The 15,910-nt window shown below is 66.1% G+C and carries 14 protein-coding genes; 7 read left to right on the top strand and 7 right to left on the bottom strand.

Annotated features, from left to right (window positions below):
• Window positions 1–31 precede the first annotated feature (31 nt).
• Window positions 32–1,225: an LLM class flavin-dependent oxidoreductase gene (locus tag ABI214_RS15190; protein WP_348603356.1), complete on the top strand. Its 1,194-nt coding sequence runs from the start codon at window positions 32–34 to the stop codon at window positions 1,223–1,225.
• Window positions 1,222–2,301 (top strand): alcohol dehydrogenase catalytic domain-containing protein, encoded by a 1,080-nt coding sequence (locus ABI214_RS15185; protein WP_348603355.1) that lies wholly within the window; start codon window positions 1,222–1,224, stop codon window positions 2,299–2,301. The genes ABI214_RS15190 and ABI214_RS15185 overlap by 4 nt, the downstream gene beginning before the upstream one ends.
• A 61-nt stretch (window positions 2,302–2,362) precedes the next feature.
• Here the strand turns inward: ABI214_RS15185 and ABI214_RS15180 are convergent, their stop codons facing one another.
• Complete coding sequence (locus ABI214_RS15180) at window positions 2,363–3,844, bottom strand: SDR family oxidoreductase (protein ID WP_348603354.1); 1,482 nt, start codon at window positions 3,842–3,844, stop codon at window positions 2,363–2,365.
• Window positions 3,845–3,868: 24 nt separating this feature from the next.
• On the opposite strand from ABI214_RS15180, the gene ABI214_RS15175 reads away from it, so the two are divergent.
• Window positions 3,869–4,522 (top strand): alpha/beta hydrolase family protein, encoded by a 654-nt coding sequence (locus ABI214_RS15175; RefSeq protein ID WP_348603353.1) that lies wholly within the window; start codon window positions 3,869–3,871, stop codon window positions 4,520–4,522.
• Here ABI214_RS15175 and ABI214_RS15170 read toward each other — a convergent pair.
• Window positions 4,512–5,978, bottom strand: a complete 1,467-nt coding sequence (locus ABI214_RS15170; protein WP_348603352.1) for a DUF4185 domain-containing protein — start codon at window positions 5,976–5,978, stop codon at window positions 4,512–4,514. The two genes, ABI214_RS15175 and ABI214_RS15170, sit on opposite strands and share 11 nt — an antisense overlap.
• 116 nt (window positions 5,979–6,094) lie before the next feature.
• Window positions 6,095–6,928, bottom strand: a complete 834-nt coding sequence (locus tag ABI214_RS15165) for a mycofactocin-coupled SDR family oxidoreductase (protein WP_348603351.1) — start codon at window positions 6,926–6,928, stop codon at window positions 6,095–6,097.
• A gap of 185 nt (window positions 6,929–7,113) precedes the next feature.
• Between ABI214_RS15165 and ABI214_RS15160 the strand changes: the two genes are divergently transcribed.
• Window positions 7,114–8,232 carry a hypothetical protein gene (locus tag ABI214_RS15160; protein ID WP_348603350.1) on the top strand — a complete coding sequence of 373 codons (1,119 nt, stop codon included), beginning with the start codon at window positions 7,114–7,116 and terminating at the stop codon, window positions 8,230–8,232.
• A gap of 13 nt (window positions 8,233–8,245) precedes the next feature.
• Here the strand turns inward: ABI214_RS15160 and ABI214_RS15155 are convergent, their stop codons facing one another.
• A complete protein-coding gene (locus ABI214_RS15155; protein ID WP_348603349.1) occupies window positions 8,246–8,989 on the bottom strand; it encodes a Clp protease N-terminal domain-containing protein in 744 nt (247 codons plus the stop codon).
• Window positions 8,990–9,464: 475 nt separating this feature from the next.
• A complete protein-coding gene (locus ABI214_RS15150) occupies window positions 9,465–10,379 on the bottom strand; it encodes an alpha/beta fold hydrolase (protein WP_348603348.1) in 915 nt (304 codons plus the stop codon).
• 255 nt (window positions 10,380–10,634) lie between these two features.
• On the opposite strand from ABI214_RS15150, the gene ABI214_RS15145 reads away from it, so the two are divergent.
• Window positions 10,635–10,817: a hypothetical protein gene (locus ABI214_RS15145; protein ID WP_348603347.1), complete on the top strand. Its 183-nt coding sequence runs from the start codon at window positions 10,635–10,637 to the stop codon at window positions 10,815–10,817.
• Window positions 10,818–11,064: 247 nt separating this feature from the next.
• Here the strand turns inward: ABI214_RS15145 and ABI214_RS15140 are convergent, their stop codons facing one another.
• A complete protein-coding gene (locus ABI214_RS15140; protein ID WP_348603346.1) occupies window positions 11,065–11,655 on the bottom strand; it encodes a hypothetical protein in 591 nt (196 codons plus the stop codon).
• 81 nt (window positions 11,656–11,736) lie between these two features.
• Window positions 11,737–12,627, bottom strand: a complete 891-nt coding sequence (locus ABI214_RS15135) for a TauD/TfdA dioxygenase family protein (RefSeq protein ID WP_348603345.1) — start codon at window positions 12,625–12,627, stop codon at window positions 11,737–11,739.
• A gap of 502 nt (window positions 12,628–13,129) precedes the next feature.
• Between ABI214_RS15135 and ABI214_RS15130 the strand changes: the two genes are divergently transcribed.
• A complete protein-coding gene (locus ABI214_RS15130) occupies window positions 13,130–14,125 on the top strand; it encodes an AraC family transcriptional regulator (RefSeq protein WP_348603344.1) in 996 nt (331 codons plus the stop codon).
• Between the two features lie 310 nt (window positions 14,126–14,435).
• Window positions 14,436–15,527, top strand: a complete 1,092-nt coding sequence (locus tag ABI214_RS15125) for an IS110 family transposase (protein WP_348603343.1) — start codon at window positions 14,436–14,438, stop codon at window positions 15,525–15,527.
• Window positions 15,528–15,910 lie beyond the last annotated feature (383 nt).

Here is a 15,910-nt window from a genome sequence, read left to right as displayed (position 1 = left end):
CAGCTCACCCCCTGCGACAGGAGACGTCACCATGTGGTCTGCGGAGTCCATTCGATTCGGAGCCTTCCTCGCCCCCTACCACCCGCTCGACGCCGATCCCGTCCTGCAACTCAGGCGCGACATCGATCTCATGCAGCACCTCGATCACCTGGGATTCGACGAGGCCTGGATGGGTGAGCATCATTCGACCGGCGCCGAGATCGTGCCCGCGCCGGACGTGTTCATCGCGGCCGCCGCCGAACGCACCGAGCGCATCCGGTTCGGCACCGGCGTGATGTCCCTGCCGTACCACCACCCGCTCATCACGGTCGATCGCATCACCCAGCTGGATCTGCAGACCCGCGGCCGGCTGATCTTCGGCACCGGCCCCGGCAAGATCCCTCTCGACGCACACATGATGGGGATCAATCCCTCCGACCAGCGCCGCCGTCAGGGCGAGGCGCTCGAGGCCATCCTCGCGCTGCTCCGCGGCGAGGTCGTCGACATGGAGACCGACTGGTTCACGCTGCGCGACGCCCGCGCCCAGCTTCCGACCTACCACCCCGGTGGCATCGAGACCGTGACGGCCTCCACGATCTCCCCCAACGGCTCGGTTCTCGCCGGCACGCACGGACTCTCGCTGCTCTCGCTGGCGGCGAGTTCGCCCAGCGGATTCGATGCGCTGGACCGCAACTGGGACGTGTACGAGAAGGTGGCCGCCGAGCACGGACACCACGCGGACCGCTCCACGTGGCGCGTGGTCAATCCGATGTTCCTCGCCGAGACCCGGGCCGACGCCGAACGCGCCGTCGCTCGACGCGTCGGATCGATGGCCGCCTACGTGAACCGGCAGACGGGCCAGAACCCGGCGTGGGCCGACACGCCGGCCGGAATCATCGACCAGTGGCGAAACGACACGCTCGGCGAGTTCGGCCAGGCGATCATCGGAACCCCCGAGGACGCCATCGCGCAGGTCGAGCGCCTGATCGAGAAGACCGGCGGGTTCGGCACGTTCCTGATCCTGCACGTCGACATGGCGAACTGGGAGGACACCAAGCGCAGCTACGAGTTGTTCGCATCCGAGGTGGTCCCCCACTTCCGGAAGCGGAACGTCGGACGCGAGGCGAGCCTGCAGTTCGCCGAAGACAATCGCGACTACCTGATCGGCGGGCTGGTCGGCGCCATCACCAAGGCGCACACCGACTACTACGGGCAGCCCACCGCCGTCGGGGGTGCACAGGCATGAGGGCCGCACAGTTCCAGCAGGGAACATTCACCGTGTCCGAGATTGCCGACGCGCCGGCACTCGCACCGCATCAGGTCCGCATCGCCGTCGTCGCCTGCGGAATCTGCGGCAGCGACCTGAGCATGTCGAAGGATCCGTGCCGGTTCGTGGACGTCGCACGGGGTGGCGGCTACCCGCTGGCCACCTTCGATCCCGACCGCCCCGTCGTCCTGGGGCACGAGTACGCCGGCATCGTCTCCGAGACAGGCTCGGCGGTGGACGATTTCGCGATCGGCGACCGGGTGGCGGGGATCGGCCTGGCGACCGACACGAGCACCGGGATCCCGACCATCATCGGCTACTCCAACGAGTACCACGGCGCGTTCGGCGATCACATCGTCGTCGACGCGTACTGGGTGCGCAAAGTCCCCGACAGCCTGTCGCTCGAGCACGCGACACTGGCGGAACCGCTCCACGTCGGCGAGATGCACATGCAGCAGTCCGGTCTGACGCCGGCCGACTCGGCACTGGTCATCGGCTGCGGGACCATCGGACTGGGCGCCATCGTCGCCGCGAAGGCCCGCGGGGCACAGGTCGTCATCGCCTCGGAGCCGTCGCCGAAGCGGCGGGAACTCGCGAAGAAGATGGGCGCCGACATCGTCGTCGACCCGGGCGAGCAGGATCCGATCGAACTGTGGAACCAGATGGTCGCCGAGGGCAACCCGCTCGTGGGCCAGGCCACCGACGGCATCCTCATCGCCTACGAATGCAGCGGCCGGGCAGGGGTACTGGGCGACCTGCTGCACACCTTGCCGTTCAACTCGCGCATCCAGGTGCTGGCCGCGCCGTTCGGGGACGAGACGATCATCCCCGTGGTCGGACAGTTCCGACGGATCTCGATCAACTTCGGTCACGGGCCGTACGAAAACGCGTACGACATCACCCTGCAGCGCCTCGCCGACGGCGAGATCGACGCCGAAGCGATCATCACGGACCGCGTCGGCCTCGACGGGGTCGCGGACGCGTTCACCGCACTTCGGTCCCCCGACGAGCACGTCAAGATCCTCGTGCTGCCGGGGAACGGCACCGGCCGATAGTCCATGCCGGGGCCCGGGTGGCTGGACCGTCCGGGCCCCGGTCGTGTCGTGCGGGACAGCCTCACCCGGCCGCGGTGCACTCACGCGCCGCGGCCCCGGTGATGTTGGCGAGCATGCCCTTGAAGATGATCCCGTGGAACGGCAGGATCGAATACCAGTAGAGCCGCCCGGCAAGACCTTTCGGGAAGAAGATCGCGCGCTGGTCCAGCCGCGAGCGGTTCGGCCCGTCCGCGCTCACCTGCCATTCGAGCCACGCCCCGCCGGGCGTGCGCATCTCGGCCCGCAGCCGCAGCAGTGAGCCGCGGTCGATCCACTCCACCCGCCAGAAGTCCAGCGGGTCGCCGGTGTTGAGCCGGCGGGCGTCACGCCGCCCACGAGTCAGCCCGACACCGCCCACCAGGCGGTCGAGCCACCCGCGAACCACCCAGGCGAGTGGGAAAGAGTACCAACCGTTCTCGCCACCAATGCTCTCGACGACCTGCCACAGCGTGTCGGCGTCCGCATCGCACTCCGCGCTGCGAACGTCCGTGTAGACGGCCTCCTCCGCCCAGTCGGGATCGGACGGCAGCGGATCCGACGGCGCCCCCACCGGCGACGCACTGGCCCAGTTGGTCTCCACCTCGCCGTCCCGGATGCGCCGCAACGCGAGTCGCACCGCCGTCGGATAGGACGTCAGACCTCTCTGCGGCGGCGGGACGACGTCGTCGATGTCGCGGTCGGCAATGACCGCGTCGTCGTGCAGGGATTCGATCAGTGCCCGCCCGAGCACGCTCGGGATGGGGGTGACCAGCCCGATCCACAGGCCCGCCAACCGCGGCGTGAGCACCGGGAGCACCAGCACACGGCGGCGGCGCAGCCCCGCGACCTCCGCGTACACCTTCATCATGTCGCCGTAGGTCAGGACGTCGGGGCCACCGATGTCGTAGGCGCGGCTGCGCGGCAGCGGAGCGTCGGCCGCCCTCACCAGGTAGTACAGGACATCGCGCACTGCGATCGGTTGAATCCGGTTGTTCACCCATCGGGGGGTCGTCATCACCGGGAGGCGGTTGGTCAGATGCCGGATCATCTCGAACGACGCCGACCCCGATCCGATAACCACCCCGGCCTGCAACACGAGGGTCGCTACGCCCGACTCCGTCAGGATGCGGCCGACCTGCGCGCGCGAACGCATGTGCGGGGACAGTTCGGTGTTCTCCGGATGCAGCCCGCCGAGATAGACGAATCGGCCCACGCCGGCCTCGCGGGCGGCCGCCGCCATGTTCGACGCCTCCACCCGCTCGGTCTCCACGAACTCCCGCGCCCCGCCCATCGAGTGCACCAGGTAGTAGACGACGTCGATCCCGGCGGTCGCGGCGCGGAGGGAATCCGGGTCGCCCAGGTCGCCGCGGACGATCTCCACCCGGCGGGCCCACGGAATGTCGCGCAGTTTGTCGGGAGAGCGCACCAACACACGCACGTCATGGCCCGCGGCGAGCAAGCGCGGCGTCAGGCGGCCACCGATGTATCCGGTGGCGCCGGTGACCAGCACCCGCAGCCGCTGCACCTTCCCACGGTAACCTCGATGTTCATGAGTGCGCTGGGCGAACCGTTCCATCTCGACGACGAAGGCGTGCAGGGCTACCTGCACCACCCCGGCGCGGATCCGGTCGGAAAGCTGGTCCTCGCGCACGGGGCCGGCGGCGACTGCGACGCAAAACTGTTGCAGGCCATGGCGGCCGGCTTCGCCGAAGGCGGACTCCTGGTGCTGCGCTACAACCTGCCGTTCCGGCAGCGTCGCGGATCCGGGCCGCCCAACCAGGCCCACGCCGGCCAGGACCGGGACGGCATCGTCGCCGCGGCCGACGCGATCCGCGGCCTCGCCGACGGCCCGATGATCCTGGCGGGCCACTCGTACGGCGGGCGCCAGTCGACGATGCTGGCCGCCGAACGCCCCGACGTCGCGGACGGTCTGGTGCTGCTGTCGTATCCGCTGCACTCGCCGGGCAAGCCGGAGAAGCAGCGCACCGAGCACCTACCGGACCTGCGGACGCCGTCGCTGTTCGTGCACGGCGACCGCGACCCGTTCGGCACGCCCGACGAGATGCGCACCGCGCTCGACCTGATCCCGGCCCAGCACCGGCTGATCCTGATCGAGGGCGGCCGCCACGGCCTCGATCCCGACCGCGCCGACGTCGTCGCGCAAACCGTCGCGGCCGCCGCCGACCTGTTCGCTATTCGTTGATCCGGGCCCGCATCAGGAAGACGTTGTAGTCCGACCACGTCGAGATCGTGAAGTACAGGTCGTTGTCGCGCGACCACGGGTGGATGAAGCCGCCGTAGAGTTCCGGATAGTCCACCACCGACACCATGGGTGCACCGTCGGACCACTCACCCTGAGGCGAATCCGCTTCGCGCAGAACGATTGCCGTCTTCGCGGTGTCGAGGTACGACATCTGCCACTTGTCGGTGGACTCGTCGTAGTGCACCGACAGTTCGGCGACCGGGCCGTGCACGATCGGCGTGGCGGCGGTGTACCCGCCGACGGGAGTCCAGCTCCCGTTCTGCCAGTACTGGTACGCCGACTTGTTCAGCACCTGGTCCTTGGGCACCCGCGCCAGGCCCACCGCACCGAGCCGGGTGTTGGGGGTACCGAACATGTACACGTAGTCCCCAGCCGGCACCATCGCCGCGACCTGGAAGTTGGTGACACCGAAGATGTTGTCCCACTGAGCGTACGGATCCTTCACCCACGTGGAGCCGCCGTCGTCGGAGTAGGCGATGCCGCCGTGGTTGGTCCACCACGTGCCGGGGATGCTGTTCCACGTGCGAATGGACATGTAGCTCATGTACTGCCGGTCACCGATCGCGAACCCCGACGTGGGGATGGTGGTGATCTCGACGTTGTCCATCTTGCGGCTGCTGAGGAGTTCCGCGGCGTGGCACCGGCCGTCCTGCACCATCGAGTCGAAAGTCATTCCGTCCGAAAGGTCCTGGTCGGTGCTGAAAGCGAGGACGTTGCTGCGCCAGTCGTCGCCCTGACCGCCCGGCGGGTGGAACCCCTTGCCGATGGTGTCGCCGAAGGCGATCGCGACCTGCCCGGGCGCGCTCTCCCACATGATGCCCAGGTCGGTGCCCTGCACCTGCCAGCGCTTGTCGGTGCGGTTCACCGAGCCCGCGCCCGTCAGCTTCGCGACCCGGTCCACCTTGCCGATCCGCGGCGTCGGCGGGGCCGGGGTGCGCGGCGCCGACTCGACACCGGGGTCCGCCGGATCCGGCGGCGGGGGCAGCGGGTCGGGGTCCGGCCCCGGGATCGGGATGCCGAAGTGGAACGGGGTCGGCTTGAGCCCGATCTGCGGGATCCCCAGGTCGGTCGACAGCGACGACGGCGGCGGAACCGCGTCCGTCAGATCCGGGCACGGGTCGGCGCACGGATCGTCCGGCAGCGGCTCGGACGCGATCCGGGTGGTCGGCGGCTCCGGGGCCGGGTAGGGCACCGGCGTGATCACCGGATACGGGACCGGCACCTCGAGGCGTTCGGGAATGATCGACTCGAGGTGGTGCGACAGCTCCGACGCGCACGGCCCGGCGCCCGGCGCACCGCCCGGCAGCGGCTCGGCCGTCGCTACCCCCGCGGTGCCCGCCACCACCGCAGATCCGAGCAGCGCGACCGCCGCCACCGCCGTCAGCCTGGTCGACATGGATCCCCCGATCCGTACGCATCGTCATCCGTCGGGCGCGAACCCGACCGCGTCCGACCGGAACATAACACCAAGATCAACGGATGCGTGACCGGCGGCGGGCCCGGAGGCGGAGGTCAGGGCATGAGCGCCGAACTGCCGGCACTGACGTCCAGCGACGTCCCGGTGACGTAGCGCGCCTGCTCCGACACCAGATAGAGGACCGCGTGCGAGATGTCCTCCGGGGCCATCCACGGCACCCGCATCGGCGTGATCGAGGCGTACCGCGATTCGACGGTCTCCCGCGTCGGGTGCTCGATGTCCGGAGCGAACAGTCCGTAGAACGCCTCGTTGTGGACCATCGGGGTGTCGACCGAGCCCGGGCACACCGCGTTGACGGTGATCCCGTACCGGGCGAGTTCCAGGGCCAGGGTCTTCACGAGCCCGATCACGCCCCACTTGGCGGCCACGTAGTGCGACAGGTTCGGGGTGCCCATGTGCCCGCCCATCGACGACGTCGCGACGATGCGTCCGTATCCCTGTTCGATCATGTGCGGTGCCACCGCGCGCAGCGTCTTGAAGACACCGGTCAGGTTGGTGTCGACCACGGCGCCCCACATCTCGTCGGTGAGCTCCCACGTCTTCGCGAACGCACACACCCCCGCGTTCGCGATGCAGATGTCGATCTTGCCGAGCTCGGCGATCGCGGTGGCGACGGCCGCGTCCACCGCCGCCCCGTCGCGCACGTCCACCACCGCGGTCCGGCACCGGACGCCGAGCGCCTCGACCAGCCGGCGGGTCTCGTCGAGTTCGTCGACGGTCGCCAACGGGTACGGCACGGTCGCCACGTCGGCGCAGATGTCGATGCCGAACACGTCGGCGCCCTCCGCGGCGAGGGCGAGCGCGTGCGCCCGGCCCTGCCCGCGCGCCGCGCCGGTCACGAACGCCGTCCTGCCTTCGAGCTGTCCCATATCTCCTCCAAGTCTCAACTGCCCCAGATCATTACCGATCGCACGCGGATGCGGGCCAGGACCTCTTCCATTGAGCGGGCAGATGACCGGGGCGGCCCGAGGTCTCCCGGGCCGCGAACAAACCCCTGCCAGGACGTCGTCCTCCTGGGTACGCTGAAAACGACCAACTACCGGGAGGTCGAGGAATGCTCTACAGCGATATTCCGAGTCATGCCGAGATCCGACGGCTCGCCGGGGTGGAGGGTCCGACCTGCATCTCGATCTACACGCCCACCGAGGACGACATCCAGGATCCGGGTAAGAGCCGACTCGAGTTCACGAACCAGGTCAAGTCCGCGGTCGAACAGGTCGACGACCCGAAGGAACGCGCGGCGTTCGAGCAAGCATTCGAAGATTTGATCAACGACGAGGCGTTCTGGCGCTATCAGGCCCGCTCCCTCGTCGTACTCGCCACCCCGGACCGGCTACGGCGCTATCGGCTACCCAATCGACTCGGATCGACCGTCATCGTCGGCGATCGCTTCTACATCAAGCCGCTGTTGCGGACGGTGACCTTCCCGCAGACCGCCTACGTACTGGCCCTCGCCGAGGGCTCCGTGCGCATGATCGAGGTCACGGCCGATCAGCCACCGACGAAGATCGACGTTCCCGGCCTGCCCTCGGACGCCGCCAGCTACGCGGGGGTGTCGTCGCTCGGGCGCACCCCGCCGGGCCGGGTGCACGGTCGGGTACAGGGCGACGAGGGCCGCAAGCTCCGCGTCCACGAGTACGTGCGCGCGATCGACCACGCGCTCCGGAGCGTGCTGACCGGCCGGGACATTCCCCTGATTCTCGCGGCCGCGGAACCGACCGCCTCGCAGTATCGCGCGGTGAACAACTACCACAAGCTGCTCGACGAGGGGATTCCCGGCAATCCGGAGGAGATGACCGACGGTCAGATCGCGGAGACCTGCCGAAAGGTGCTCGACAGCTACTACGCCCAGCAGCTCGCCGAGACCCGCAAGCAGTTCGACGAACTGCGTTCCAAGGGACGGGCACAGGTCGAGATCTCCGACGTGGCCCGGTCGGCGACGTTCGGCCGGATCGAGACGCTGATGGTCGACATCGAGGGCGTCGTGCCCGGCACCATCGACCCCGACAGCGGAACGGTCACGCTGGCCGAGCTCGACGGCAACCACTCGTACGGCGTGGTGGACGAGATCGCCCGCCGGGCACTGCTGACCGGGGCGAAGGTCCTCGCCCTCCGCTCCGGCGACGTACCGGACGAGGTCCCGGCCGCGGCGATCCTGCGGTTCGCCCAATGACCCTGGCGGAGAACTACTTCTCCTGCTGCTGAGCGGCCAGGAACACAGCGAGGGTTTCGACGACGTACGTGTCGGCGGCCGACTTGTCGAAGCCGAGCTCGGAGAGAACCCCCGCTCCGTGTTCCTGCTCGAGCAGCGCCAGCAGCATGTGCTCGGTGCCGATGTAGTTGTGCCCCAGCCGGAGGGCTTCACGGAACGTGAGCTCGAGGACCTTACGGGCGCCGGCGTCGAACGGAATGAGGTCGGGCAGCTGATCGACCTTCGGCGGCAGCACCGTGAGCACGGCCCGCCGCACCGTGTCGACGTCCAGGTCCTGCGCAGCAAGCGTTTTCACCGCGAGTGCCTCCGGGTCCGTGAGCAGGCCGAGGACCAGGTGCTCGGGCACGATCTGGTCGTTGCCGGCGGCCCGGGCGGCGTTCTGCGCGGCCATCACCGCGTTGCGGGCGCGGGGCGTGAACCTGCTGAAGCCCTGATCCGCGTCGAGGTCGGACGGCTCGCCCGGCCCCTTGGGCACGAACCGCTTCTGGGCCGCCTGCTTCGTGACCCCCATGCCGCGACCGATATCGGTCCATGACGCGCCGGAGCGTCGCGCCTGGTCCACGAAGTGCCCGATCAGGTGGTCGGCGATGTCGCCGAGGTGTTCGGCGGTCAGCACCGCGTCGGTCAGTTGTTCGAGCGCGTCGGTATGGACCTTCTTGATCGCGTCGATCAGGTCGTCGAGGCGGACAGGATTCGTCATGGGCACCGGATTCGTCATACGACAACCGTAGGTTGACGATCCGCGAGCGTCAACCCCAGGTTGTCGATTGCATTCAACGTACGGGCGGGTCCGCCTCCCCCTAAACTAAAAGGCGAATCTCGTTCTTGACACAGTTCAATTCAGGGATGACCTGCCACAATCGCTCGATGAACCGGCGCGTAGTCATTCCGAAGTTCACAAGTATGCCCTCCTCGGTAGCGCCCCCAAAAGGCGCCCACCTGAGGGCGAAGTCGATGAGGTGCTCAACCTCGGCCTCAGGATGGTTGCGCTTGCGGTTGGCTTCGATCCAAGCGGCACGACGCCTATCGCGCCATTGCCGATACTCATGAGAGTTCATGGGAATTCACACATCTAATCGGGACTGCGGAAGCCGTGGGACCTCGCCGAAGCGAGAGAAATACGTGGACCACCAGTCGATCTCGCCTCGGCCGTCAAATTACTTAGGCCAACGCCGGAAGTAGGACACCGAGCATCATCTCCACGCGTGGAACTCGAGGAACGCGTTCAACGTCGCGTCCGGGTCCTCCACGTGCGGATAGTGTCCGATGCCGGGCAGCAGCACGATGTCCGGGTCGGGTACCAGTTCCCGGTACCGCTCGACCATGTGCGCGCCGGAGATCGGGTCCAGCGGGCCATCGATCACGCGCACCGGCACGCCTTTCCTCTGCAATGCACCGACCCACCGCTGCCGGTTCTCCACACGCTCGGTTATGCCCCGGGCCAGCCGGTGCCCGTTGCGGTAGCCCCCGTCATGGGAGAACAACCGCCAGAACTGGTGCATCTCCTGTGACGTCGGTCTGGTCTGCGGGCCGAATACCGCGGCGAGACTGCGGACGAAGGCACGTTCGGTCAACATCGCAGCCACTACGGAGCCGGCCGGGGTGAGCAGCAGCCGTTGGATCAGACGTGGTCGATGTGTCTCGGGAAACAGTCCGCCGTTGAGCAGACATACCGATTTGACGAGCAGTGAATTGTCGCCGGCCCCCCGGCGCTCGTCGTGGCGGGCCAGCAGTTCTTGCGCGACCGAATCGCCGTAGTCATGCGCGAGAATGTGATAGCTTCCTACCCCCTGCTCTCGCAACAGGTTCTCGTGTAGGTCCGCCTGGTCGAAGATCGAGTAGTCGTAGCCGCGAGGCTTGGCCGACCAACCGAACCCGATCATGTCCGGGGCGATCACCCGCCCGAACCGTTCGGTGAGGCCGGGCCAGATCGCATGCCAGTCCCACGACGCCGTCGGAAAACCGTGGATACACACCAGCGTTTCGCCGGTACCGGTTCCGCCATCCCGCCAAAAAATGTTGTGACCGCGGTGACGGTAGCTACTGCCGGATGAGCGCCATGATACGAATTCTTCTACATCATCGTCGATGACGTCGAAACTATTCATGAGAAATTTCCTATCGGAAGTCTGAAATGATACCAGCGGCGGTAGCGCTATATCGACGAAGTGGCTTGTATGCCATCGGATCTCGTGGCCTGTGACATGTTCATTCCGTCACGCAACTGGCGGATCCAGCCTGGATCGATATCGAAGGTGTTCTCCGCCTGCCATGCGGTCCCGACGCCCCACGCGCCCTGCTGCACCGAGCCGTCGGGAGCGGTGCAGCTCATCGTCACGATGTAGTACTGGACCGACGTCGTCGTGGTGGTGGCGGAGGTCCCGCTCGATCCATGGCGTGCGCACCGCCGCCGCGGCGACCCGCTCCACGGGTCCGCCGCTCGGCAGGATCGCGATCCGGGCCGCGGCGTCGTGCCCACGTGGGCAGCCGACGGGCATGCGGGCGTCGTGCACGATCGCGGCGGTCAGCACCGGCGGCTGCGGTGAGCAGCGAAGAAGAGCGTGAGAACCGCCGCACCGGTTGCCGGCGTCGAGCTGTCATCCCGCCCCCCGATTCCTGCGACGTGCGGCCGACTCTGCCCGACGTCGATATGGAGCGAATCACCACCGATACCGGCCGCCACGCGGGAGGCGGGGCCCGAGCGTCCCGGCGGCGACCCGGTGACGCCGGGACGCGGACCGCGACGTCGCCCGCCAACCCTGCCGCCAGCGGGGGTGCGAGGCGGGGAACTCGCTAGAAGGGGCGCGCTGGAAGAGGCTTGATCAGGTGTTCGAGCAGGGGTGCCGATTGTGCACAGGTGAGCACCTCGGACGGGTCGAGCCGGATGTACTCGCGGGTGGACGGGTCGACCTCCCACACGTCCTCACCGACGAGGCGCCCCTGGTCATCGTAGGGCCAGTTCATGTACTGCCGGTTCTTCATCAGGTAGGTGGCCTGCGGATCGACATCGATGCCCTCAGCTGCGAGCGCGGCTCCTGGAGTCTGCTGGTAGAGAACGAAGTCGGTGCAGATCAAATTGTCGCCGACAGCGATTCTCTCGTCTTCGACGTAAAAGATGCACTCCCCGGTGCCGGCCCATTCGCTGTAGACCTTCTTGATCGCATCAGCACCCTCGAGCCTGATCGTGCGCCCGAAAGTGTTGAAATTGTAGACGGGTTCCTCGACCGTCATGTCGGGCGCGAAGATCTCCTCCCACCGGCCGGCGACCTCCAGGTTGCGGTGTCGGTTGTAAGCCTGCAGCAGGTACAGGTGCCGCGGGTTGACGGTCTGCTCGATCAGTTGCGCGACCGCGATATTCGTCTTGGTGACGTCGAACCTACTCATTACTGTTTCCTTCAGGAGCTGAAATTGGGGCGTGGGCTATTCGAGGGTGGGTCCGCAATGCGTAATTCTGCAGGGGATATTTCAGAATGTCCTGCCACCCGCGATTGTCGCACGCTCCATTTTCCGGACGGCCGGCCAGTAGTCCTGAACCGCGTAATGCTGCGTAGATCGATTGTCCCAAATCGCGACGCTATTCTTCGTCCAGGCCCAGCGGACCTGGTACTCGGGGATCGCTGCCCGACTCTTCAGATGCTGGAGCAAATCGTTCGCGCCGGGCGAGTAGTCGGCACCGTAACGAACTCGGTCCGGAGTGTGGAAATTGGTGAAGTGCGTGGTGAAAATATCCACATAGAGGACCTCTTCCCCCGTCTCAGGATGCGTGCGAACCACCGGATGCTCGGCATCGGGGAATTGCTCTTTCAGTTCGTGCCGTACTTCCAGCGGCTTGGAGGCGCCGAACACGGCCTCGAAGCTGTGTCGGGCACGCAAATCCTTGACCTCATCCTTGATGTGATCAGGAAGTTCGCGGTACGCCTCGACCATGTTGGCCCAAATGGTGTCGCCACCAAGTTCCGCCGGTTCCACGCAGCGGAGAACGGACGCTGCGGAGGGGGTCTCCCGCCAACTGGTGTCACTATGAAACGAATTCTCGTAGTGGCCCTCGCTCGACATGTCCTTGTATAGCAGGACAACGCCCGACTCATTGTCGGTGCTGGGGTGGCCATCTTCGAGCGGACCGAATTTCTTGGCGAACTCCACGTGTTGGGCACGTGTCATTTCCTGGTCTCGGAGAAAGAGCACTTTGTGCTTCAGGAGAAGCGACTGCACCTCGGCGAAGAGGGCGTCATCGCGGGTGATGTCGGTAATTTGTATGTCGAGCAGCTCGGCCCCGATATTCCGGGTCAGTTGCTTCACATTGATAAAGGAGGAATTGCCAGCCGGTGCTGATTCCTCGACTTGAAAAGTGTGCATGGGTACCACTCCTTTGTTTTCGGGGTAGAGGGACACTCAGCCAGCTCGGCCGGCGGCGATAGATTCGCTCGTTGGGTGCTCTTCATTTGCGGTCCGGTGAAGCCTGGATCCGAACCTTCAGATACCGAAACTCTAGCGCCCAGACCCGGAAGGGAATTGACCTCACGTTGCACCTTGTTTGACGCGCTATTGCGTCGCCCCGCGGTTACTGCTGGGGAGGGGTCACAGCAACGACCCACTGGCGCATCGGACGTCGATTCAGTTTCGGTGTGGCTCCCCTCGTGGAGGAGGGCGTGAGGGTTTCCGATCCTGTGAGCGGGGACGCTATACGACCGGTCGAATGTAAGGTGTGCACGAGTGCGAGGATGGCGACGCTGCCGCGGATCCCGGCCGAGTAGCAGTGGGATGAGGTCTGTGCCCACAGGAGTCGACCACGCGAGGCATTTACCGTGCGGTGCCGCCCACGATGGCGGTTGCTCGACGAGGATCGAAAGGAGGTTCGATGACTCTCCTTGTTCGTAACGCTGCGCTGACCGGATGCCTGGAGCTCATTCGTTCTCGGGAATGTGACCCACTTCCGTTGCTGAGGTCGGTCGGGCTCCAGGTAGCTGACCTGGACATGCCAAATCAGTGGATCGCCATCGACGCCGCCGCCCAGCTCCTCGAGCTGTCTGCGGACGCAACCGGTCTCGCGGACTTCGGCTTGCGCCTGGCAGAGAACCGTAAGATCTCGAATCTAGGCCCGATCAGTGTCGCCGCGCAGGGCGAACCGGATGTGCGCAGTGTTCTGATGACGCTCAGTCGCTACCGGCACCTTCATAGCGAGGCTATCAACGTGCGGATGGTTGAAGCTGACGACCTCGCGAAGGTGAGGCTTGATTTCGGCACAACCCCGGCCGGCGCCTCCAGGCAGTTCTCCGAGATGATGGTCGGGTCACTTCTTCGGCTGATCAAGATCGTTGTCGGCGGCCGCTGGGCTCCGGCAATCGTGTGCTTTACGCACGCCGCACCGGCCGACCTGACGCTTCACCGCCGCAGCTTGGGCAGTTCGATCCGATTTGGCGAGAATTTCAATGGTTTCGCGTTCTACGCCAGCGATCTCGACAGCCCCAACAACCTGTTCGATCATTCGTTTCAACCGTTCGCGAAGAAATATATAGAAACGATCGCCAGTCCGCGGCCCGTCGATGATCTCGACCGCATTCGCGAACTGATCGAATCCACGCTACCGACGGGGCGGTGCTCGCTCCAACATGTCGCGAAGACCCTGGGGGTCAACCGCACCACGGTACATCGGCTTCTTGGCAGGTCGAACACGACATTCTCGGAGATTCTGAACACCACCCGGGCGGACTTGGCTCGGAGATATGTCACAAACCGGACGAGTTCCCTAACCGATGTTGCTTGCCTGCTTGGGTTTTCCGAACTCTCTGCCTTCTCGCGCTGGTTTCGAAACGAGTTCGGCTCGAGTCCAACGGCCTGGAGGGACGCTCTCTAAATCAGGCGCTAGACGGTATGGAGTGACACGCGACTTGTCGTGAGTTCACTCCAAGTGGTCGGCGTCCCTCGGTTGGTGAGGATGTGGCCCGGCGTGGGGTCGAAGTCAACGTCGTTCATGCTCGCTGCGCTGCGCGTGCTCCACGTTGACATCGACAGCCTGCGCCGGCCGGGTCGGCGGTGATCGAGGGACGCCCCAGAAGGCGACTGTGGACCGCTCTTGCGGGCCGGGACCTCACACACAAGATTCGTGGGTTACCGAGCAAACGAAACTGCCTGCTCGGCCTATCCGACAATTGTGGGAGGCCCCGGTGTTTACCGAGCGTACGAGCGTAGGACTGGACGTGCACGCACGTTCGGTCGCGGCGGCAGCGATCGACAGCGTCACCGGTGAGGTGTTCCAGGCCCGGTTGACCCCGTCGTATGAGCACATCCGGTCCTGGGTCGCGGATCTACCCGGGCCGGCGGCGGCCGTCTACGAGGCCGGCCCGACCGGCTTCGGGTTGTATCGGGCATTGACGGAGTCAGGGATTCGGTGCGAGGTCGCCGCCCCGTCGAAACTGCAGAAACCGTCCGGGGACCGGATCAAGACCGATGCCCGAGATGCGTTGCATCTTGCACGGCTACTGCGCCTCGACGAGATCTGCGCCGTGTCGATCCCAAGCGTGGATCAGGAAGCGGCCCGAGATCTCGTGCGCGCTCGTGAGGACTGCCGCGGTGATCTCATGCGAGCACGACATCGACTGTCGAAACTGCTACTGCGGCATGGCATCGTCTACTACGGCGGCGCCGCCTGGACCGGAGCACACGACCGCTGGCTACGCACCGACGCGGCACCCCAGTTGACCTCGCCTGCGACGCGGATGGCGTTCGACGCCGACTACGACCACGTACTCACGATGCAGGCCAGGCGTGGGCGCCTCGACACGGCGATCGAAGGCATGGAAACCGGCAGTGAGTTCACCCCGACCGTCCGGAGGATGTGCTGCCTGCGCGGGGTGAGCACGTTGACAGGGTTCGCGTTGGCGGTCGAGATCGGCGACTGGAATCGGTTCACCGGCAACACAATCGGATCCTACGTCGGATTGGTTCCGTCGGAGCACTCGTCGGGTTCGTCACGCGCACAAGGTTCTATCACCAAGACTGGGAACACCCACGCACGCAGGCTGCTGGTCGAGGCAGCCTGGCATCACAGGCCGCGGTATCACGTCGGCGCGGTGATGCGTTCGCGGTGGGACCAGGCGCCGGCAGCTGCCCGGGCGCGTGGAGACGAGGGCAACCGTCGGCTGCACGACAGATGGGTTCGGTTCCTCGAACGCCGAAAGCGGTCGACGGTGGCGAACGTGGCGATCGCCCGCGAATTGGCCGGTTGGTGTTGGTCGTTGGCGGTCATGAACGACTGACCGGCCCCACCTGATCTGCTTCCTCCTCGGGGCAGTGGTGGCAGCGCGTGGATCGACCCGCGACACACCTATGAGCAGACCCCCCAAGGGTCGACGCTCGATGCTAGACAAGCGGATCCGATCCAGCCGAAACCCCGTCCTGCGGTAGCCAACCCGCGTATATCAGTCTGACCGCGCGTCGCACACCGACACGCTCACCACGCAGACTCCGGACGAGGAAGCAACGAGGCGCCGTCGGGGTCGCTCCCCGGCGGCGCCTCACCATGGCCTCTTGACAATCTTCTCTACATATCAGTACAGCTAGTCGTCGGGCCGGTGCGCTGTCGGTGCCAAGACCATCGGGATCCTTACCCTCCCGGTTCTCCTGTAATGGTTGGACATTG

The sequence above is a fragment of the Prescottella soli genome (genome assembly GCF_040024445.1).
GTDB lineage: Bacteria > Actinomycetota > Actinomycetes > Mycobacteriales > Mycobacteriaceae > Prescottella > Prescottella soli.
This window is presented reverse-complemented; position numbering and strand designations above follow the sequence as displayed.